At 72.2% G+C, this 20,418-nt stretch carries 20 protein-coding genes; 13 read left to right on the top strand and 7 right to left on the bottom strand.

Annotation, left to right across the window (positions count from 1 at the left end; all coding sequences use genetic code 11):
- The first annotated feature begins 12 nt into the window (after window positions 1–12).
- The 8 genes from ruvC to ABFX46_RS34320 all read left to right on the top strand — a co-directional run bounded on the left by ruvC (window position 13) and on the right by ABFX46_RS34320 (window position 9,276).
- Window positions 13–588, top strand: a complete 576-nt coding sequence (ruvC, locus tag ABFX46_RS34355; RefSeq protein WP_346048201.1) for a crossover junction endodeoxyribonuclease RuvC — start codon at window positions 13–15, stop codon at window positions 586–588.
- Complete coding sequence (ruvA, locus tag ABFX46_RS34350; protein WP_346048094.1) at window positions 585–1,187, top strand: Holliday junction branch migration protein RuvA; 603 nt, start codon at window positions 585–587, stop codon at window positions 1,185–1,187. The genes ruvC and ruvA overlap by 4 nt, the downstream gene beginning before the upstream one ends.
- On the top strand, window positions 1,184–2,281 hold the full coding sequence (gene ruvB, locus ABFX46_RS34345; RefSeq protein ID WP_346048093.1) for a Holliday junction branch migration DNA helicase RuvB: 1,098 nt from the start codon (window positions 1,184–1,186) through the stop codon (window positions 2,279–2,281). The genes ruvA and ruvB overlap by 4 nt, the downstream gene beginning before the upstream one ends.
- A 173-nt stretch (window positions 2,282–2,454) precedes the next feature.
- Window positions 2,455–2,970, top strand: a complete 516-nt coding sequence (gene yajC, locus ABFX46_RS34340; protein ID WP_346048091.1) for a preprotein translocase subunit YajC — start codon at window positions 2,455–2,457, stop codon at window positions 2,968–2,970.
- Between the two features lie 39 nt (window positions 2,971–3,009).
- Window positions 3,010–4,782: a protein translocase subunit SecD gene (secD, locus tag ABFX46_RS34335; protein ID WP_346048090.1), complete on the top strand. Its 1,773-nt coding sequence runs from the start codon at window positions 3,010–3,012 to the stop codon at window positions 4,780–4,782.
- Between the two features lie 3 nt (window positions 4,783–4,785).
- Window positions 4,786–5,958 (top strand): protein translocase subunit SecF, encoded by a 1,173-nt coding sequence (gene secF / locus ABFX46_RS34330; RefSeq protein WP_346048089.1) that lies wholly within the window; start codon window positions 4,786–4,788, stop codon window positions 5,956–5,958.
- Between the two features lie 20 nt (window positions 5,959–5,978).
- The gene (locus tag ABFX46_RS34325) at window positions 5,979–6,503 is read left to right on the top strand and encodes an adenine phosphoribosyltransferase (RefSeq protein WP_346048088.1); all 525 of its coding nucleotides are present in this window, start codon (window positions 5,979–5,981) and stop codon (window positions 6,501–6,503) included.
- A gap of 601 nt (window positions 6,504–7,104) precedes the next feature.
- Window positions 7,105–9,276, top strand: coding sequence for a RelA/SpoT family protein (locus ABFX46_RS34320; protein ID WP_165965338.1), 2,172 nt, complete (start codon window positions 7,105–7,107; stop codon window positions 9,274–9,276).
- Window positions 9,277–9,356: 80 nt separating this feature from the next.
- Here ABFX46_RS34320 and aspS read toward each other — a convergent pair whose 3' ends face one another.
- The 3 genes from aspS to ABFX46_RS34305 are packed head-to-tail and all read right to left on the bottom strand — an operon-like array spanning window position 9,357 to window position 13,102.
- Window positions 9,357–11,117 carry an aspartate--tRNA ligase gene (aspS, locus tag ABFX46_RS34315; protein WP_346048087.1) on the bottom strand — a complete coding sequence of 587 codons (1,761 nt, stop codon included), beginning with the start codon at window positions 11,115–11,117 and terminating at the stop codon, window positions 9,357–9,359.
- On the bottom strand, window positions 11,114–12,394 hold the full coding sequence (gene hisS / locus ABFX46_RS34310) for a histidine--tRNA ligase (RefSeq protein WP_346048086.1): 1,281 nt from the start codon (window positions 12,392–12,394) through the stop codon (window positions 11,114–11,116). The genes aspS and hisS overlap by 4 nt, the downstream gene beginning before the upstream one ends.
- Before the next feature lie 12 nt (window positions 12,395–12,406).
- The gene (locus ABFX46_RS34305; RefSeq protein ID WP_346048085.1) at window positions 12,407–13,102 is read right to left on the bottom strand and encodes an MBL fold metallo-hydrolase; all 696 of its coding nucleotides are present in this window, start codon (window positions 13,100–13,102) and stop codon (window positions 12,407–12,409) included.
- A 204-nt stretch (window positions 13,103–13,306) separates the two neighbouring features.
- Here ABFX46_RS34305 and ABFX46_RS34300 point away from each other — a divergent pair, with 204 nt between their 5' ends.
- Both ABFX46_RS34300 and ABFX46_RS34295 read left to right on the top strand, forming a co-directional pair.
- Complete coding sequence (locus tag ABFX46_RS34300; protein ID WP_346048084.1) at window positions 13,307–14,053, top strand: peptidylprolyl isomerase; 747 nt, start codon at window positions 13,307–13,309, stop codon at window positions 14,051–14,053.
- A gap of 72 nt (window positions 14,054–14,125) precedes the next feature.
- Window positions 14,126–15,361 carry a DUF349 domain-containing protein gene (locus ABFX46_RS34295; RefSeq protein ID WP_346048083.1) on the top strand — a complete coding sequence of 412 codons (1,236 nt, stop codon included), beginning with the start codon at window positions 14,126–14,128 and terminating at the stop codon, window positions 15,359–15,361.
- Between the two features lie 249 nt (window positions 15,362–15,610).
- On the opposite strand, the gene ABFX46_RS34290 is transcribed toward ABFX46_RS34295, so the two are convergent.
- The 4 genes from ABFX46_RS34290 to ABFX46_RS34275 all read right to left on the bottom strand — a co-directional run bounded on the left by ABFX46_RS34290 (window position 15,611) and on the right by ABFX46_RS34275 (window position 18,036).
- The gene (locus ABFX46_RS34290; RefSeq protein ID WP_346048082.1) at window positions 15,611–16,177 is read right to left on the bottom strand and encodes a TIGR03086 family metal-binding protein; all 567 of its coding nucleotides are present in this window, start codon (window positions 16,175–16,177) and stop codon (window positions 15,611–15,613) included.
- 64 nt (window positions 16,178–16,241) lie between these two features.
- Complete coding sequence (locus ABFX46_RS34285; RefSeq protein WP_346048081.1) at window positions 16,242–16,862, bottom strand: DUF305 domain-containing protein; 621 nt, start codon at window positions 16,860–16,862, stop codon at window positions 16,242–16,244.
- On the bottom strand, window positions 16,859–17,491 hold the full coding sequence (locus ABFX46_RS34280; RefSeq protein ID WP_346048080.1) for a thioredoxin-like domain-containing protein: 633 nt from the start codon (window positions 17,489–17,491) through the stop codon (window positions 16,859–16,861). Before ABFX46_RS34280 ends, ABFX46_RS34285 begins: the two co-directional genes overlap by 4 nt.
- Before the next feature lie 113 nt (window positions 17,492–17,604).
- Window positions 17,605–18,036 (bottom strand): hypothetical protein, encoded by a 432-nt coding sequence (locus ABFX46_RS34275; protein ID WP_346048079.1) that lies wholly within the window; start codon window positions 18,034–18,036, stop codon window positions 17,605–17,607.
- 270 nt (window positions 18,037–18,306) lie between these two features.
- Between ABFX46_RS34275 and ABFX46_RS34270 the strand changes: the two genes are divergently transcribed.
- The 3 genes from ABFX46_RS34270 to ABFX46_RS34260 all read left to right on the top strand — a co-directional run bounded on the left by ABFX46_RS34270 (window position 18,307) and on the right by ABFX46_RS34260 (window position 20,418).
- Complete coding sequence (locus tag ABFX46_RS34270; RefSeq protein WP_346048200.1) at window positions 18,307–19,569, top strand: replication-associated recombination protein A; 1,263 nt, start codon at window positions 18,307–18,309, stop codon at window positions 19,567–19,569.
- A gap of 103 nt (window positions 19,570–19,672) precedes the next feature.
- Complete coding sequence (locus ABFX46_RS34265) at window positions 19,673–20,086, top strand: DUF948 domain-containing protein (protein ID WP_131944066.1); 414 nt, start codon at window positions 19,673–19,675, stop codon at window positions 20,084–20,086.
- Window positions 20,083–20,418 (top strand): DUF6167 family protein, encoded by a 336-nt coding sequence (locus tag ABFX46_RS34260; RefSeq protein ID WP_131944065.1) that lies wholly within the window; start codon window positions 20,083–20,085, stop codon window positions 20,416–20,418. The genes ABFX46_RS34265 and ABFX46_RS34260 overlap by 4 nt, the downstream gene beginning before the upstream one ends.

Here is a 20,418-nt window from a genome sequence, read left to right as displayed (position 1 = left end):
GAAGGAGCGGCCGTGCGGGTGATGGGGGTGGACCCCGGGCTCACCCGGTGCGGGGTGGGGGTCGTCGAGGGCGCCCCGGGCAAGCGGCTCCACCTGGTGCACGTGTCCGTCGTCCGGACCGACCCCGGCGACGACCACGCCCTGCGCCTGGTGGGCATCGAGGCGGGCATCGAGGCGGCGCTGGAGCGGTTCCGGCCGGACGCCGTCGCCGTCGAGCGCGTGTTCTCCCAGCACAACGTCCGGACGGTGATGGGCACCGCGCAGGCGGCCGGCATCGCGATGCTGGCCGCGGCCCGGCGCGGGCTGCCCGTCGCGCTGCACACGCCGAGCGAGGCCAAGGCCGCCGTCACCGGCAACGGGCGCGCCGACAAGGCGCAGGTGACCCGGATGGTGACCCGGCTGCTGTCCCTGGAGACGGCCCCCAGGCCGGCGGACGCGGCCGACGCGCTCGCCCTGGCCATCTGCCACGTGTGGCGCGGGGGAGCGCAGCAGCGGCTCGCACACGCGCAGCGGTCGCGCATCGAGGAGGCGGCCCGCGCCGAGCGCGCGCGGCTCGCCGCCCGCAGCAGAGGAGGAAGTGTCCAGTGATCGCCTTCGTCAGCGGCCGGGTGGCCGCCGCCGGGCCCGACGGGGCGGTGATCGACGTGCACGGCGTCGGCCTGTCGGTGCAGTGCACCCCCGCGACCCTCGCCGGGCTGCGGGTCGGCGACCAGGCGCACGTGCCGACGTCCCTGGTCGTCCGCGAGGACTCCCTCACCCTCTTCGGGTTCGCCGACGACGACGAGCGGACGGTGTTCGAGCTGCTGCAGACCGCCAGCGGCATCGGGCCGCGGCTCGCCCTGGCGATGCTCGCCGTCCACACGCCGAACGCGCTGCGCCGCGCGGTGGCCGCCGAGGACGTCACCGCCCTCACCAAGGTCCCCGGCATCGGCAAGAAGGGCGCCCAGCGGATCGTCCTCGAACTCAGGGACCGGCTCGGCGGGCCGATCGGCGGCGCCGACGAGGTGCGCGCGCCCGCCCGCACCGAGGCGTGGCGGGAGCAAGTGCAGATGGGCCTGGTCAACCTCGGCTGGTCCGCCAAGGACGCCGGCGCCGCCGTGGACGCGGTCGCCGCCGACCTCGACGGCGGGGAGGCCCCGCCGGTGGCGGCCCTGCTGAAGTCGGCTCTGAAGAAGCTCAGCAAATGAGCGGGGACTTCGAGGACGTCGAGGAGTTCGGGCAGTTCGAGCGGCTCGTGTCGGCGGACGCCGACGGGGCCGAGGAGCAGCGGATCGAGGCCGCGCTGCGGCCGAAGAAGCTGGACGACTTCGTCGGGCAGGAGCGGGTGCGCGAGCAGCTCTCCCTGGTGCTGCACAGCGCGCTGCGGCGCGGCCGGACGCCCGACCACGTGCTGCTGTCGGGCGGGCCCGGCCTCGGCAAGACCACCCTCGCCATGATCATCGCGGCGGAGCTGGGGCGGCCGCTGCGGATCTCCTCCGGGCCCGCGATCGAGCGGGCGGGGGACCTCGCGGCGGTGCTGTCCACCCTCGCCGAGGGCGAGGTCCTGTTCCTGGACGAGATCCACCGGCTGGCGCGCCCCGCCGAGGAGATGCTCTACATGGCGATGGAGGACTTCCGGGTCGACGTCGTCGTGGGCAAGGGGCCGGGCGCGACCGCGATCCCGCTCGACATCGCGCCGTTCACGCTGGTCGGCGCCACCACCCGGGCCGGGATGCTGCCCGGCCCGCTGCGCGACCGGTTCGGCTTCGTCGCGCACATGGACTTCTACGAGCCCGCCGAGCTGGAGGTCATCGTCCGCCGGTCGGCCGCGCTGCTGGACGTGGAGATCGCGGGCGAGGCCGCCGCGGAGGTCGCCGGGCGGTCCCGCGGCACCCCCCGCATCGCCAACCGGCTGCTGCGCCGCGTCCGCGACTACGCCGAGGTCCGCGCCGGCGGCGCCGTCACGCTGGAATCAGCGCGGGCCGCGCTCGCGTTGTACGAGGTGGACGAACGGGGACTGGACCGGCTCGACCGGTCCGTCCTGGAGTCGCTCATGCGCAAGTTCGGCGGCGGCCCGGTGGGCCTGTCCACCCTCGCCGTGTCGGTGGGGGAGGAGCCCGAGACCGTGGAGGTCGTCGCCGAGCCGTTCCTCGTCCGGCAGGGACTGCTGGCGCGGACGCCGCGCGGGCGGGTCGCCACGGCGGCCGCCTGGGCGCACCTGGGCCTCGCCCAGCCGCCCACGGCGCCGATGGCGGGGACCCTGTTCGACGTGGACGAGGACGCCGATCGGCCGCAACGGTGATCATCCGGTAACGGGTTGGGAACTTCCCGGCGTCGCCGATCGTCGCGTCGTTGCCGGGGTCTCGCGTACTCTCTAGACTCCGGGACTTGGTTCACCGTCTCCAGCCGGCGGTCCCGTGCGCGTGACCGTTCCGGTCACTGGCTGGCAATCGACATCGGAAGGATGCTCCCGTAATGGGCAGCGACATGATTCTCGCGGCGGAATCGGGCGGTAGCGGGGCCTTCAACCTGCTCCTGCTCCTCGCCGTACCCCTGGTCTTCTACTTCCTGCTCATCCGGCCGCAGAGCAAGCGGCGCAAGGAGCAGATGCAGATGCAGAACGACATCCAGCCGGGCGTCAGGGTGCTGACGACCAGCGGGATGCGCGCCACGGTCGTGGAGGTGGACGACGACGGCCTCGTTCTGGAGATCGCGGACGGTGTCGAAGTGAGCTTCGTCAAGCAGGCCGTCATGCAGGTCCTGAAGGACCCCGAGCCCGACGAGCTCGAGGACGAGGACGACGACCTCGACGAGGACGCCGAGCGGGACGAGGACGACGCCGTCGACCTCACCAAGGACGACGCCGAGGTCGTCCTGTCCAAGGACGGTGACACCGAGGCCGAGGACGCCGCGGCGGACGAGGACCTCGAGCCCGAGTCCAAGCCGAAGGGGAAGACGAAGGTCAAGGCGGCAGACAAGCCGTCCGCCTGATTCCTGCGGCGACGACAAAGACGGGAAGTACGACGACAAGTGGCTTCGCCCAGAAACGCTCCCAAGCCCGGGCGCACGCTCCTGGCACTGTTCGCGGTCATGGTCGTCCTCGCCGGCCTGGCGGTCTGGCAGGGGCGCACGACGCCCAAGCTCGGCCTGGACCTCGCCGGCGGGACGACCGTCACCCTCACGGCCAAGACCCCCAACGGGGAGGATCCCCCGGCCGAGCAGATGAACCAGGCCGTCAAGATCATGACGCAGCGCGTCAACGGCCTGGGGGTCTCGGACGCCGAGGTCGCGAAGCAGGGCAGCAGCAACATCGTGGTGAACGTCCCCGGTGAGGGGCAGAGCCGCGTCGTCAGCCTGATCGGCACCACGGCGAAGCTGCAGTTCCGCGAGGTGTTCGCCACCGCGGACGGGCACCCGGCCGCCGGGGCCTCGCCGGCCCCGTCGCCGAGCGGGTCCGCCAAGGGCGCGGACGACGCGGGCAAGAGCCCGTCGGCGTCCGCGAGCGCCTCGCCGTCGTCGTCGGCCACCCCGCGCGGCAAAGCGCTGTCGCAGGCGCTGACGGCCCCGACGCCGAAGCCGTCCGGCGGGGCCACCCCGTCTCCGTCGTCGCCGCTGGTCCCGCCGTCCGGTGATCCCACCGGCCAGGGCACCTACCCCGGCGTGACCGACAAGGCCGTCATCAAGCAGTTCGAGGCGCTCGACTGCTACTCCGGCGACCGGCACGCCGCCGGGGCGAACGACCCGAACCGCCAGTTCGTCGCCGCCTGTGACCAGGACGAGGAGAACGGCCAGGTCACCAAGTACATCCTCGGGCCCGTCCGGGTGCTCGGCGAGAACGTCGACGAGGCCAACGCGATGCCGCCGAACGCCCAGCAGGGCCAGGCGAGCTGGTCGGTCTCGCTGAAGTTCGACGGCAAGGGCGCCAAGCAGTTCGGCGCGGTCACCACCGACGCGTCCCGGGCCTACCAGCAGAACCCGTCGTCGCCGCAGGCGCAGGTCGCGATCGTCCTGGACGGCCAGGTCGTCTCGGCGCCCGCGATCCGGGAGGGCCCGATCACCGGCGGCACCGCCAGCATCGACGGGCCGCCCGAGAGCTTCGACCAGCAGTACGCCACCGACCTCGCCAACGTGCTCAAGTACGGCGCGCTGCCGCTGGAGTTCACCCAGAGCTCCATCGACGAGGTGTCCTCCACGCTGGGCTCCGACCAGCTGACCGGCGGCCTGATCGCCGGCGCGATCGGCCTCGGCCTGGTGGTCCTGTACTGCCTGTTCTACTACCGGGGCCTCGGCCTGGTGGCGGTGTCCAGCCTGGTCGTGGCGTCCCTCATCACCTACCTGTCGGTGGTGATCCTCGGTGAGGGCATGGGCTTCCGGCTCTCCCTCCCGCACATCATCGGCCTGATCGTCTCGATCGGCATCACCGCCGACTCGTTCATCGTCTACTTCGAGCGCCTGCGGGACGAGCTGAGAGCGGGCCGCAAGCTGCGCTCCTCGGTGGAGAACGCCTGGAAGCGGGCGCGCCGCACCATCCTCGTCGCCGACGCCGTCACCTTCCTGGCCGCGCTGGTGCTGTACTTCCTCGCGGTCGGCGGCGTCGCCGGGTTCGCGTTCGCGATGGGCCTCACGACGCTGATCGACATCGTCGTGGTGTTCTTCTTCACCAAGCCGATGGTCGCGCTGCTGTCGCGCACCGCGTTCTTCGGCCGGGGACATCCGATGTCGGGGCTCGATCCCACGCGGCTGCACCGCGCCGCCGAGGAGAAGACCGCAGCCACCGCCCGCAAGACGAGCCAGGAGGCCTGACCCATGGGACTGCGCACGGCCACCTCGCTGATCTACCGGGGCGAGATCAGCGCCGACATCGTCGGCCGTCCGAAGATCTGGTACTCGATCTCCGGGCTGCTGCTGGTGCTGTCGATCGCCGGCCTGGTCTTCCAGGGCCTCAACTTCGGCGTCGAGTTCAAAGGCGGCTCGGTCTTCACCTTCAAAGCGCCGAGCGCGTCGATCGAGCAGGTGCGCACCGCCGTCACCGACGGCGGCGCCCACCAGGCGATCGTGCAGAAGGCCGGCGGCGACTGGCGGATCACGACCGAGAGCATGTCGTCCTCGCACGTCACCGAGGTCAAGACGAGCATCACGCAGGAGCTGAAGGTTCCCGCGAGCAAGGTCAGCACCCAGGTCGTCGGCGCCTCCTGGGGCGGTGAGATCCAGAAGAAGGCCTGGCAGGCGCTGGCCGTCTTCATGATCCTGATCATCGCCTACCTGTCGGTGGCGTTCGAGTGGCGGATGGCGGTGGCCGCGGTCGTCGCCCTCGTCCACGACCTCGTCATCACGGCCGGCGTCTACGCCTGGGTCGGCTTCGAGGTCACCCCGGCGACGCTGCTCGGGTTCCTGACGATCCTCGGCTACTCGCTGTACGACGCGGTCGTCGTCTTCGACATGATCAAGGAGGTCACCAAGCCGCTCGGCCCGACCTCCAAGACCACCTACAGCGAGGCCGCGAACCAGGCGCTCAGCAGCACGCTGGTCCGCTCGCTGAACACCTCGCTGGTGGCGATCCTGCCGGTCGGCGCCATCCTGTTCATCGGCACCACGCTGTTCGGCGCGGGCACGCTGAAGGACCTGTCGCTCGCCCTGTTCGTCGGCATGATCGTCGGGACGTACTCCTCGATCTGCGTGGCGACGCCGCTGCTCGTCCAGTTCAAGGAGCGCGAGCCCAAGTACCGGCAGATCCGGGAGAACATCGCCCGCCGGGAGCGGACCGCGGCCAAGCAGGTCAAGACCACCAAGGTCAAGGCCGGCGCCGGCGCCTCCGGGCCGCCCCCGGGCGGCGCGGCCGAGGACGGCGGCGGCGAGGACGCCCACGACGGTCCCGGCGAGGACGTGCGGAACACCGTCACGGTGCGGAAGGTCGTCCAGACGGGGCAGCGGCAGCAGCCGAGGCGCGGGACGCGGCAGCAGCGCCGCGGCGGCAAGTAGGGCAAGGGGACTCTTCGAACGTGGACCTCGGAAAGCTGATCCAGGAGCGGATCCGCGACATCCCCGACTACCCCAAGGCCGGGGTGGTGTTCAAGGACATCACCCCGCTGCTGGCCGACCACGTCGCCTTCGCCGGGGTGGTGGACTCGATCGTCAACCACCACGGCCGCGGCACCATCGACAAGATCGTCGGCATCGAGGCGCGCGGCTTCATCCTGGCCGCGCCGGTCGCCTACCACTTCGGCGCCGGGTTCGTGCCGGTGCGCAAGAAGGGCAAGCTGCCCGCGGCGACGCACGAGCAGACCTACGACCTGGAGTACGGCAACGAGACGATCGAGATCCACGCCGACGCCCTCGAACCGGGCGACCGCGTGCTGATCGTCGACGACGTCCTGGCCACCGGCGGGACGGCCGCGGCCGCCGCCGAACTGGTCCGCCGCGGCGGCGCCGACATCGTCGGGCTGTCGGTCCTGCTGGAGCTCTCCTTCCTGCACGGGCGCGACAAGCTGGGGAATCTGGACGTCCATTCGCTGGTTACGGTCTAGTGCGAAACGGCCGCCGGATACACTGGCGCCATCAGGGTCCGGTGGGGACGGGCGCGACCCGCGGGGCGTGCACTGCAGCGCCCGGATGCACTGAGGAGGCTGGGTGCCCGGTGAGGTGGTATCGACCGGCGCGGTGAGCGACGCCGCCGCGGCGCTCACGGCCGGGAAGCATCCCGCGCGGGAGACCGCGGGGGAGCGGGCCGTGAAGGCCGCCGGGGCGTCGACGGCGCCGCCGCGTCGCGCCGACCGGCGCCCGCCACCGCCCGGACGTCCCGCCGAAGAACCGGCCACCGAGAACCCGGCCACCGAGACTCCGGCCACCGAGGAGTTGGCCGCCGAGGAGCCTGGTGCCGAGGGCGCGGCCCCGGCGACGGGCACCGCGTCGGCCACCGACGACCCGCGGGCGGACGAGCCCGCCGCGCGGGCCCCCCGATCCGAGACTTCCGCAGAGCGCGCCGCCACCAGGGAGGACGCCGATGACGCGTCCAAGCCCGATGTCCCGTCCAAAGGCCCGTCGAGGCCCACGCCGTCCGCGATCCCACCGTCCGCCGCCCGGGTGCGCCGCAGGCTCGCCAGGCTCGGCGCCCAGCGCGGTCCCACTATGAACCCGGTACTGGAACCCCTGATCAAGACGGTCCGCAACACCCATCCCAAGGCGGACCTGCGGCTCATCGAGCGCGCCTACGACGTCGCCGCGCACTACCACCGCAACCAGAAGCGCAAGAGCGGCGACCCGTACATCACGCACCCCCTCGCGGTCGCGACCATCCTCGCCGAGCTCGGCATGAACACCGAGACGCTCTGCGCGGCGCTGCTGCACGACACCGTCGAGGACACCCCCTACACCCTCGACCAGCTCAGCGCCGAGTTCGGCGACGAGATCGCCGCGCTCGTCGACGGCGTCACCAAGCTCGACAAGGTCAAGTACGGCGAGGCCGCCGAGGCCGAGACCGTCCGCAAGATGGTCGTGGCGATGTCCCGCGACATCCGCGTCCTGGTGATCAAGCTCGGCGACCGGCTGCACAACATGCGGACGCTGCGCTACATGCCGCGCCACAAGCAGGAGAAGAAGGCCCGCGAGACCCTGGAGGTGTTCGCGCCGCTCGCGCACCGCCTCGGGATGAACACGCTGAAGTGGGAGCTGGAGGACCTCGCGTTCGCCACGATGTACCCCAAGCGGTTCGACGAGATCGCCCGCCTGGTGTCCGAGCGCGCCCCGCGCCGCGACGTCTACCTGCAGGAAGTGATCGAGAACGTCTCCACCGACCTGCGCGACGCCCGGATCAAGGCGACCGTGACCGGCCGGCCGAAGCACTACTACTCGATCTACCAGAAGATGATCGCGCGGGACGTCTCCTTCGACGACATCTACGACCTGGTCGGCATCCGGGTCCTCGTCGACAGCGTCCGCGACTGCTACGCCGCACTCGGCTCGATCCACGCGCGGTGGAACCCGGTCCCCGGCCGGTTCAAGGACTACATCGCGATGCCGAAGTTCAACATGTACCAGTCGCTGCACACCACGGTGATCGGCCCCGAGGGCAAGCCCGTCGAGCTGCAGATCCGCACCTGGGGCATGCACCGCCGCGCCGAGTACGGCGTCGCCGCGCACTGGAAGTACAAGGAGGAGACGGTCGGCGGCCGCAAGGCCGGCGACATGCAGTGGCTCCGCCAGCTCCTCGACTGGCAGAAGGAGACCGCCGACCCGGCCGAGTTCCTGGAGTCGCTGCGCTTCGACCTGTCGGTCTCCGAGGTGTTCGTGTTCACCCCGAAGGGCGACGTGATCGCGCTGCCGCAGGGCGCGACCCCCGTCGACTTCGCCTACGCGATCCACACCGAGGTCGGGCACCGATGTATCGGCGCCCGTGTCAACGGGCGGCTCGTCCCCCTCGAATCGGCCCTCGACAACGGCGACACCGTCGAGGTGTTCACCTCCAAGTCGCCGGACGCGGGCCCCTCCCGCGACTGGCTCGGGTTCGTCAAGAGCGCCCGCGCCCGCAACAAGATCAAGCACTGGTTCTCCAAGGAGCGCCGCGACACCGCGATCGAGTCCGGCAAGGACGCCATCGCCCGCGCGATGCGCAAGCAGAACATGCCGCTGCAGCGGATGATGTCCGGCGAGGCGCTGCTCGCCCTCGCCCGCGACATGCGCTACCCGGACGTCTCGTCCCTGTACGCCGCCGTCGGCGAGAGCCAGGTCTCCGCGCAGCACGTCGTCCAGCGCCTCGTGGACGCCCTCGGCGGCGTCGAGAGCGCCGAGGAGGACCTCGCCGAGATCGCCCTGCCGACGCGCCGCAAGCAGCGCCGCGCCGGCGATCCCGGCGTCGTCGTCGCCGACGACCCCGACGTCTGGGTACGCCTGTCGCGCTGCTGCACCCCGGTCCCCGGCGACGACATCGTCGGCTTCGTCACCCGCGGCCACGGCGTGTCCGTGCACCGCGCCGACTGCGCCAACGTCGCGACGCTGAAGTCGCAGCCCGACCGGCTGATCGACGTCAAGTGGTCCCCCAGCGAGGACTCGGTCTTCCTGGTGGCCATCCAGGTCGAGGCGCTGGACCGCCCGCGCCTCCTGTCGGACGTGACCCGCGTCCTGTCCGACCAGCACGTGAACATCCTGTCGGCCTCGGTCACCACCTCCCGCGACCGCGTCGCCGTCAGCCGGTTCACCTTCGAGATGGGCGACCCGAAGCACCTCGGCCACGTCCTGAAGGCGGTCCGCACCATCGACGGCGTCTACGACGTCTACCGGGTCACCAGCGGCGCCACGCGGTAGCCGAGAGAAAGCGGCGGGGACGAGCGCGAGGACGAGCGGAGGCGGCCGCCGCCGGCGACCGCCTCCGTGTTCCGGTCGGGTCAGTCTTCCTGCTCGTCGTCCTCGGGGATGACGTCCACGCCCGCCTCGTCGCGCTGCTGCGGGGTGATCGGCGTGGGGGCGGCGGTCAGCGGGTCGTAGCCGGACGCGGCCTTCGGGAAGGCGATCACGTCGCGGATGGAGTCCTGCCCGGCGAGGAGCATGACGGTGCGGTCCCAGCCGAAGGCGATGCCGCCGTGCGGGGGCGGGCCGAACTTGAACGCCTCCAGCAGGAAGCCGAACTTCGACTCCGCCTCCTGCTTGGACAGGCCGAGGACGTCGAACACCCGCTGCTGCATCTCGGCGCGGTGGATGCGGATGGAGCCGCCGCCGATCTCGTTGCCGTTCAGGACGAGGTCGTAGGCGTCGGCGAGGGCGCTGCCCGGGTCCTCGTGGAAGGTGTCGGCGTACTGCGGCTTCGGCGCCGTGAACGGGTGGTGGACGGACGTCCAGCCGATCTGCTCGCCCTTGTCGTCCTCGACGGGCTCGAAGATCGGGGCGTCCACGACCCAGACGAACTTCCAGGCGGAGGCGTCGATCAGGTCGCGGCGGCGGCCGATCTCCAGGCGGGCGGCGCCGAGCAGCTCCTGGGTGGCGTGCCGCTTGCCGGCGCCGAAGAAGACCGCGTCGCCGGGGGCGGCGCCGGTCTTGGCGGCCAGGCCGTCCTTCTCGGCGTCGGACAGGTTCTTCGCGACCGGGCCGCCGAGGGTGCCGTCCTCCTGGACGAGCACGTAGGCGAGGCCGCGGGCGCCGCGGGCCTTCGCCCAGTCCTGCCAGCCGTCCAGCTCCTTGCGGGTCTGGGCGGCGCCGCCCGGCATCACGACCGCGCCGACGTACGGGGCCTGGAACACGCGGAACGACGTGCCGGCGAAGTACTCGGTCATGTCGGTCAGCTCGAGGCCGAAGCGCAGGTCGGGCTTGTCGGAGCCGTACCGGGCCATCGCGTCGGCGTAGGTGATGTGGGGGATCGGGCGGGGGATCTCGTAGCCGGCGATGTCCCGCCAGAGCCGCGCGACGAGGTCCTCGCCGACCGCCAGGACGTCGTCCTGGTCGGCGAAGGACATCTCGATGTCGATCTGGGTGAACTCCGGCTGCCGGTCGGCGCGGAAGTCCTCGTCGCGGTAGCAGCGCGCGATCTGGTAGTAGCGCTCCAGGCCGCCGACCATGAGCAGCTGCTTGAACAGCTGCGGCGACTGCGGCAGCGCGTACCAGTGGCCGGGCTTGAGCCGGACGGGCACGAGGAAGTCGCGGGCGCCCTCGGGCGTCGACCGGGTGAGGGTCGGCGTCTCGACGTTGACGAAGCCGTGCTCGCGCATCACCTCGTGCACGAGGAACGACGCCTCGGACCGGATCTTCATCGCGCGGGCGACGGCGTCGCGGCGCAGGTCGAGGTACCGGTACTTGAGCCGGATCTCCTCGTTGACGTTGACGTCGCCCTCGATGGGGAACGGCAGCGGCGCCGCGTCCGACAGCACCTCGATGTCGGCGGCGGCGACCTCGATGTCACCGGTGGGCAGCTCGGGGTTCTCGTTGCCCGGCGGGCGGACGCGCACCTCGCCGACGACCTTCACGCAGTACTCCGAGCGCAGGTCGTGGGCGGCGTCCTCCTCCCGGAAGACGACCTGCGCGGTGCCGGACGCGTCGCGCAGGTCGATGAACGTGACGCCGCCGTGGTCGCGGCGGCGGCCGACCCAGCCGGCCAGCGTGACCTGCTGCCCGGCGTGCTCCTTGCGGAGCGTGCCCGCCTCATGGGTGCGGATCATTTGGAGAGCCTTTCCTTCAACGTCGTGGTGAGGTCGGTGAGCGGGACGGCGGTCTGCTCGCCCTCGGCCAGGTCCTTGACCTGGGCGACGCCGTCCGCGATATCTCGCTCCCCGAGGATCACGGCGTAGCGGGCGCCGGAGCGGTCCGCGTCCTTCATGGCGCCCTTCAGCTTCTTGCCGCCGAACGCCATGTCGGCGGCGACCCCGGCGCGGCGCAGCTCGGCGACGAGCGCGAACATGCGGCGCTCGGCGGTGTCGCCGAGCGCGACGCCGAACGCCTCGCAGCGCGGCTTGGCGGCGAACTCCGCGCCCCGCCCCTCCTGCGACTCGGCCTCCAGGGCGAGGATGGTGCGGTCCAGGCCGAGGCCGAACCCGATGCCGGGCAGCGGGGGGCCGCCGATGTCCTCGGAGAGGCCGTCGTAGCGGCCGCCGCCGCCGATCCCGGACTGGGCGCCGAGCAGCGGGTGGTCGAACTCGTAGGTCGTCCGGGTGTAATAGTCCAGGCCGCGGACGAGGGTGGGCGTGTCCTCCCACGCGATGCCGAGGTCGGCGAGCAGTTCGCGGACCCGGTCGTGGTGGGCCTTGCACGCCGGGCACAGGTGGTCGGCCATCAGCGGGGCGCCGGCGAGCTGCTCGCGCACCTTGGGGCGCTTGTCGTCCAGGACGCGCAGCGGGTTGATCTCGACGCGGGCGCGGGTGTCCTCGTCCAGGTCCAGGCCGCGCAGGAACTCCTGCAGCAGGGCCCGGTAGGCGGGGCGGCACTCCTTGCAGCCCAGCGAGTTCAGCAGGAGCCGCACCCGGGTCAGCCCGAGGGACCGGTACCAGTCCGACGCGATCGCGATCGTCTCGGCGTCGACCTGCGGGTCCTCGCTGCCGATCGCCTCCAGGTCGAGCTGGTAGAACTGCCGGTAGCGGCCTTGCTGCGGGCGCTCGGCGCGGAACGCGGCGCCGGTCGTCCACACCTTCACCGGCAGCGCGCCCTTGTGCAGGTTGTTCTCCAGCACGGCGCGCAGCACCGACGCGGTGAACTCGGGGCGCAGCGTCAGCGACCGGCCGCCCCGGTCCTCGAAGGTGTACATCTCCTTGGACACCACGTCGGTGGACTCGCCGACGCCGCGCCGGAAGAGGTTGGTGTCCTCGAAGACGGCCAGCTCCAGGTAGCCGTAGCCGGCCAGCCGCGCCTGCTCGGCGAACGCCTCCCGGATGGCGTAGAAGAGATCCGCGCGCGGCGGGACGTACTCACTGACCCCCTTGGGGGCCCGGAAACTCGAACTCATGGTCTCTTCGGCTCAGAATCCCTTGTTGGGTCCGCCCGCCGGCTTCAGGTCCGACAGGAACGGATTGGCCGCGCGCTCGCGGCCGATTGTGGTCTGCTCCCCGTGGCCGGGCAGGACGGCCGTGTCGTCGGGCATCGTCAGGCACACCCGCGACAGGCTGGCGAGGATCTCCTCGTACGATCCGCCCGGCAGGTCGGTGCGCCCGATCGACCCCGCGAACAGCAGGTCGCCGGTGAACATCACGTCCGGGACCCGGTCGGTCTTCGGGGTGCGGAACGTCACCGACCCGGGCGTATGGCCCGGCGCGTGGTCGACGGTGAAGCTCAGCCCGGCCAGCTCGAGCGCGGCGCCGTCCGCGAGCTCCTTCACGTCGTCCGGCTCGGACAGCTCCAGGCCGCCGAACAGCTGCTGCCCGGGGCCGAGCGACAGCCCCTTCGCGGGGTCGGTGAGCAGGTCGCGGTCGTCCGGATGGATGTAGGCGGGGACGTCCTTGGCGCCGCAGACCGGGGCCACCGACCAGACGTGGTCGATGTGGCCGTGCGTCAGCAGCACCGCGACCGGCTTCAGCCGGTGCTCGCGCAGGATCTCTTCGATCCCGGCCTCGGCGTCCTGGCCGGGGTCGATGATCACGCACTCCTCACCCGCGGCGGGCGCCACGACGTAGCAGTTCGCGGCGAACGATCCAGCGGGGAACCCGGCGACGAGCACGGTCGTCCTTCCTTGGAGCCATCTCGGGTGGGCGTGTCCGAGGGTACCGGCGCGGCCGCGGCCACCGCGAACGAGATAGGGCCGTCGCCGTGTCGCGGCGGAGCGCGCTCGCTGAACGCTCCCTGAACGCGGAAGCGCTTTTACTCCCCGGTACCGCTACTATGCGCTGCACGTTCACCTGATCACTCCGGAGAGGCGAGGCACGTGGCGGGGAAGGACCGCAAGAAGGAGCTCGCGCGGCAACGCTACGAGCGCCAGCAGCAGCGGCGTGCGCAGGAGGCTGCGCGGGCGCGCCGCCTCAAGATCATCGGGTCGGCCGGCGCGGTGGCGGTGGTCGTCGCGGGCGCGGCGGCGTTCATGGTGTTCAAACAGGACGAGTCCACGGCCGCGGGCCCGCAGTGCGTCTACAAGGGCGACACCCAGGGGAGCGTGCCGAAGGACGTCGGCCGGCCGCCCGGCAAGCCGGCCCACCCCGGCATCGTCCAGGCCACGGTGAAGACGAACCAGGGCGACGTGGAGATGCAGCTGTACGGCGACAAGGCGCCCTGCACGGTGAACTCCTTCGCGTTCCTGGCGCAGAAGGACTTCTACGACAAGACCGAGTGCCACCGGCTCACGAGCGGCGGCCTCAACGTCCTGCAGTGCGGCGACCCGACGGCGTCGGGCAGCGGCGGCCCCGGCTACCGGTTCGCCAACGAGAACACCGACGGCGCGACCTACACCGAGGGCACGCTCGCCATGGCGCACTCGAGCCAGCCGGACTCCAACGGCAGCCAGTTCTTCATGGTCTACAAGGATTCGCAGCTCCCGCCGGACTACACCGTGTTCGGCAAGATCACCAAGGGGCTGGACGTGCTCAAGAAGATCGCCAAGGGCGGCTCGGAGCCGGACGGCGACGGCAAGCCCAAGAAGAAGGTCGAAATCCAGGACGTCACGATCGCCGGGAAATAGGCGAACGGGATACTAAGGTGTGGAGGGTCCGGAGGGCGTGAGCCGTCCGGACCCGCGATTCAGGAGGCAAGGGTGTCCAGCGCGACCGATCCCTGGGGCCGGGTGGACGAGGACGGCACCGTCTATGTCAGGACTTCGGACGGCGAGCGGGTCGTCGGTTCCTGGCAGGCCGGCGCACCCGAAGAGGCCCTGGCCTACTTCAAGCGCAAGTACGACGCGCTCGTCACCGAGATCGGCCTGCTCGAGCAGCGGGTCCGCACCACCGACCTGCAGCCCGCGCAGGCGCAGCAGAGCATCGACCGGCTCCGCGAGTCCGTCGCCGGGGCGCACGCCGTCGGCGACCTCGACGCGCTCGCGCGGCGGCTGGACGGCCTGACCGAGCGGGTCGGCCGGCGCCGCGAGGAGGTCAAGGCCCAGCGCGAGCAGCACCGCCACGAGGCCCGCGAGGTCAAGGAGCGGATCGTCGCCGAGGCCGAGCGCATCGCCGCCGAGGAGACCCACTGGAAGAACGGCGGCGAGCGCCTGCGCCAGCTGGTCGAGGAGTGGAAGGCCGCCGACCGCATCGACCGGCCCACCGAGACCGCGCTGTGGAAGCGGCTGTCGTCCGCCCGCAACGCCTTCACCAAGCGCCGCAAGGCCTACTTCGCCACCCTCGACGACCAGCGCGAGGAGTCCCGCCGCGAGAAGGAGCGCCTGGTCGCCGAGGCCGAGGCGATGGCCGGCTCCACCGACTGGGGCGACACCGCCGCCGCCTACCGCGACCTCATGCGCCGCTGGAAGAACGCCGGACGCGCCTCCCGGGACGCCGAAGAGGACCTGTGGGCCCGCTTCAAAGGCGCCCAGGACACCTTCTTCCAGGCCCGCAGCGCCGCGTTCGCCGAGCGCGACGCCGAGTTCCGCGGCAACGCCGAGGAGAAGGAGAAGATCCTCGCCGAGGCCGAGCGGCTGCTGCCCGTCAAGGACGTCCGGCAGGCCCGCCAGGCGCTGCGGACCATCCAGGAGCGCTGGGAGGCCGCCGGCATGGTCCCGCGCGACCAGCGCGACCGCCTGGAGGGCCGGCTCCGCAAGATCGAGGAGACCGTCCGCGCCGCCGAGGAGAACGAGTGGCGCCGCACCAACCCCGAGGCCCGCGCCCGCGCCGAGGCCACGGTCGGCCAGCTGCGCAGCTCCATCGAGCAACTGGAGAAGCGCCTCGGCAAGGCCCGCGCCGCCGGCCGCGACAAGGACGTCAAGGAGGCCGAAGAGGCCCTCACCGCCCGCCGCGCCTGGCTGGAGGAGGCCGAGCGGACCCTGGCCGAGTTCTCGTAGTTGGCCTAGGGGGGCGACCCCCTGGAACCCCCGTTGCGAGCCGGTCGATCCTCACGCCACGGTTCTGGTGTGTTGTGACCGTGCGGGTTTGTGTCGTGTCGCTGCGGTCGCCCGGCTCGGCGGGCATGCCCGCTCCGGGCGCTGGAGCGCCCTCCGCGTGCCTACCCGTGCTCCGGTGGCTGAGGTTCCTTTGCCGGGGGTGAGGGTCGGGCTGCCGGGGGTGAGGGTCGGGCTGCGGGGCTGGGTGGGTTAGGGGGCGTTGCGGCCTAGGAAGGCGAGCATTCGTGTTTGTTCGTCGGCGCCTCTTGGGGCGGGCAGGGGTGGGCCCAGGCGGCCTTCGGCGCGGAGTGGGGCGGCCACCACCTGGGCCGTCGCGAAGGCGTGGTGGACCAGGTCGGGGTCCAGGCGGGCCGGCTGGCCCGTCGCGCGGGCCAGGTCCCAGGAGTGCACGAGCGGCTCCAGGATGTAGCCCTCCAGGTAGTCGCTCAGCGGGAGCGCGCCGAGGCCGGCGAACGGGATGGGACGGCCCAGGGCGTCCGGGGTGAGCGCCGCCGCGCACTCCTTGCGGGCCGTCCGCCAGCTCATCAGCACGTCGCCGGGGACGAACCGGGCCGGGTCCCGGTCGATGTCCGGCTCGGGCTCCCCGGTGGCCAGCGCCCGGATCAGGTACTGGCCGCCGGTCACATGGCCGGCGACGTCCCGGGCGGTCCACCCGGCGCAGGGCGACGGCGCCTCCCAGCCGTCCCGGGGAACGCCGGCGACCAGGCCCTCGAAGAGGTCGAGGGCCCGGTGGTAGCCGCTGAGGTTGTGAGCCATGGTGGTCAGTGACCCGCGATACGACCGCGCTGTCAAGCGCTATCGCGAAGGTCGCGGGTCACGATCACGCAGTGGGTGCGCCGCGCTCCCGGAGCATCGTGTTCATCTGCGCGATCTCCGACCGCTGCCCGGCGACCATCGTGTCCGCCAGCCGACGCACCCGGTCGTGGCCGGTGCGCGCCAGCACCGCCTCGGCCATGTCGACGCCGCCCCGGTGGTGGGCGATCATCAGCCGCAGGAACAGGACCTCGGCGGCGCGGCCGGACGCCTTCTCCAGCTCGGCGAGCTGCCCGCGGGTGGCCATCCCCGGCATGGCGGACGCGCCGCCCCGGTGGCCGCCGTGCCCGGACATCCAGCGCATCGCGCCGGCCGGGTCGGTCTTCGGCAGCCCCCACTCGTCCAGCCAGGCCGTCATCATGCCGATCTGGGCCTGCTGCGTGGTGATGATGTCGTAGGCCAGCAGCCCGACCTCCGGGTCGTCGGTGCGGTCCCGGACGATGAACGACATCCGCACCGCCTGCGCGTGGTGGGTGCTCATGTCCCGGGCGAACCCGGCCTCGGGACCGTCCGTGCCGGGGCCGCCGGTGACGGCCCGGACCACCAGCGCGGCCCCGGCGAGCAGGACCAGGACCGCGAGGACGACGGTGACCCGCCGCCCCCGCGGTGCCGCGGCGCCGTCGCTCACGGGGCGTCCTTGGCGCCGCTGCAGGCCGCACCGGGCTCGGGCGTCTGCGGGCCCTTCACGAAGCCGCGCAGGAACTCGTCCACGCGCGCGTCGGAGGCGCTGTCGGGCGTGAGCTGGTGGCCCCAGGCGGTGAGCTTGATCGGCGCGTCCTGGGACGGGTACGGGCTCAGCATCGTGTAGTCGGTGCCCGACACCTTGTTCTTGAGCGCGTCGAGCTGGTCGGCGGCGAGGCCGGGGCGGTAGGTGATCCAGACGGCGCCGTGCTCCAGGGAGTGCACGGCGTTCTCATTCCGCAGCGGCGCGTCGTAGACGCGGCCGTCGCAGTTCTGCCAGACGGGGTTGTGGTCGCCGCCCATCGGCGGGTCCGTCTCGTACTTGACGGTCCCGGTGGTGTGGTCGCGGCCGAGGTCCTTCTCGACGACCAGGCCCGCGATCGAGGTCTCCGCCGACGACGACCGGGTCTGCATGAACGTGTAGCCGATGGCGACGACCGCGATCAGGCCGATCACGGTGAAGAAGGCGATGCCGCCCCACGGGATCTCGCGCTGCGTCAGCGCGTTCTTCCTGGTGTTCCTGGAGTTCTTGCCGCCCTGGGGGCGGGTGTTCTTGATGCGGGCGCTCTTGGACATGCGAGCGGTCCTCTCGGGGGTGCTGCGGATGCTGACGGGATGCGGGCAGCGCCGGAGCGCGACACCGGCGAGGGTGTCGGTGCGGCGGTGCGTGCGGCCTTACGGCCGGCTCATCACAGCCGGAGCACCTCGAGGACCGGCGGGAACGCCGGGGTGGACGCGGCACCGGGCGGCGGCGGGAGCGCCCAGCCGATGCGCGCGGGGACGCGCGAGACGGGCCGGCGCAGCCCGGTGGCCAGCGCCAGCAGCAGGAGCGTGAACAGGACGGCCGCGCACAGGCACAGGTCCAGCGGGGTCCGCGGCGGCGGCTTCGCGGGCGCGCTGAACGCGGCGCCGACGAGTCCGTGCGGGCCCTGGGACGCCGAGGCCGGGTGGCCGCCATCGGCGGGCAGGCTGTCGACGGGCACGGTCACGGCGTGCTCGGTGCACACGCGCGGCGGGGGCCCGTGGCCCAGCCCGTAGCTGAACACCAGCCCCGCCACGACGAACAGCGCCACGAGCAGCCCGGCCGGCCCGTGGCGCCGATGCAGGGCCGTACCGGACACCGTCACGCTCCTGAATGCGCCATTCGGGCTGTTCCAACGCCGCAGCCTATCCCCGGGTTCCCGGCCCCCGGCACCCGGCCGCGGACGTCCCGGCGTGTCCGTGCCGGGAGATAGTGTCGGAGCGTGACCAGCAGGGCGGAATCGGGCGAGCCGGAGGGCCTTTTCGACGCGCCGGGACGGGAGCCGAGCGGCCCCGCCGCGCCGGAGGCCGTCCCGGCGGCGCCGCCGCGCGCCGCCGTCCCCGGCGCGGCGCAGCCGCTCGCGGTGCGGATGCGTCCCCGCACGCTGGACGAGGTCGTCGGGCAGGGCCACCTGCTCGGCCCCGGCACCCCGATCCGGCAGCTCGTCGACCGGGACGCGCCGATGTCGCTCGTCCTGTGGGGCCCGCCCGGCACCGGGAAGACGACCCTCGCCACGGTCGTCAGCGGCGTCACCTCCCGCCGGTTTGTGGAGGTCTCCGCGGTCACCGACGGCGTGAAGCGGGTCCGCGCCGAGATCGACCTGGCCCGGCGCGAGCTCGGCATGGCGGGCCGGCAGACGGTCCTGTTCGTCGACGAGGTCCACCGGTTCAACAAGGCCCAGCAGGACGCCCTGCTCCCCGCCGTGGAGAACCGCTGGGTGTCCTTCATCGGCGCCACCACCGAGAACCCGTTCTTCTCCGTCATCAGCCCGCTGCTGTCCCGCTCGCTGCTGCTCACGCTGGAGCCGCTCGGCGAGGACGACCTGCGCGAGGTGATCCGCCGGGCGCTCACCGAGGAGCGCGGCCTGGACGGCGCGGTGACCCTCGACCCCGCCGCCGAGGACCACCTCGTCCGGCTCGCCGGGGGCGACGCCCGCCGCACCCTCACCTACCTGGAGGCGGCGTCCCTCGTCGTCGACGAGGGCGGGGTGATCGACGCCGACGTGCTGGAGAAGGCCGTCGACCGGGCCGCCGTCCGCTACGACCGCGAGGGCGACCAGCACTACGACGTCATCAGCGCGTTCATCAAGAGCATCCGCGGCAGCGACGTCGACGCGGCCCTGCACTACCTCGCCCGCATGATCGAGGCCGGGGAGGACCCGCGGTTCATCGCCCGGCGGCTGATCGTCCACGCCAGCGAGGACGTCGGCATGGCCGACCCCACCGCGCTGCAGACCGCGGTGGCCGCCGCGCAGGCGGTGGAGTTCGTCGGGCTGCCCGAGGCCCGCATCAACCTGGCCCAGGCGGTGATCCACCTGTCCCTGGCCCCCAAGTCCAACGCGGTGATCACGGCGGTGGACGGGGCGCTCGGCGACGTCCGCAAGGGCCTCGCCGGGCCCGTCCCCCGGCACCTGCGCGACGGGCACTCCAAGGGCTCCTCGAAGCTCGGGCACGGAAAGGGCTACAAGTACGCGCACGACCATCCCGGCGGCGTCGTGCGGCAGCAGTACGCGCCCGACTCCGTGGACGGGCGGGAGTACTATCGCCCGACCAGGCACGGCGCGGAGGCGCGGTTCACCGAGGTGCTCGCGCGGATCCGCTCCGTGCTGCGCGGCACCGGCGACCGGCGCTGATCGTTTCGACCGGGCCGGTGATACCGGCACAAGGCCGTGCCGACCGGTAAGGTCTGTGACGCCGTAACCGGCCCGAACCGAATTCGCACGAACGGAAAGCCCGATGCTCACTGGTGGACAGCTGGCAGGTCTCATCGTGGCCGTGTTCTGGGCGGTGCTCGTCGCGTTCATCGCGCTGACCCTGCTGAAGCTCTCCCGGCTCCTCGGCGAGGCCGGCAAGGTCGTCCGGGAGATCGGCGACCAGGCCGCCCCTCTGCTGGACGACATGACCCGCACGGTGCAGCGCGCCAACGAGCAGCTCGGCCGCACCGACGTCATCACCAAGCAGGTCGCCGGCGTCACCCAGAACGTCTCGGCCGTCACCACCGTCATGACCTCGGTGGTGGGCGGCCCGCTGGTGAAGGCCGCGGCCTTCTCCTACGGCGTCCGCAAGGCGCTCAAGAGCGACGGCGACGGGCGCGCGGCGTCCGGCCGGCCGCAGCTTCAGGCGCGCTCCTCGGGGAAGGGGCGGCGATGAGGCGGCTGTTCTGGCTCTCGGTCGGCGCCGGGGCGGGGGTCTACGTCACGCACCGCGTCAAGCGGCGCGTGGAGGCGGTCGCGCGCAGCCTGTCCCCGGAAGGGGTGGCGATGCGCGCGGTGGCGACGGGGAAGGGCACCGGGGAGCGGCTGAGGCATTTCGCCGCCGACGTCCGTACCGGAATGCAGGCCCGCGAAGAGGAGCTGCGCGAGGCCGTCCGCATGGACCAGGCTCCGCCGGACGCCGAGGTTCCCGGGCTGCGGGGGTCCCCGCCCCGCCGGGTGCTGAAGGCGCGATACACGATCATCGACGACGACAAGGATGGCCACTGA

Origin of the sequence: Actinomadura chokoriensis, assembly GCF_039529475.1 — a bacterium.
Taxonomy (GTDB): Bacteria; Actinomycetota; Actinomycetes; order Streptosporangiales; family Streptosporangiaceae; genus Spirillospora; species Spirillospora bangladeshensis.
Note: the sequence above shows the minus strand (reverse complement) of the source record. Positions and strands in the feature narration are given on the sequence as shown.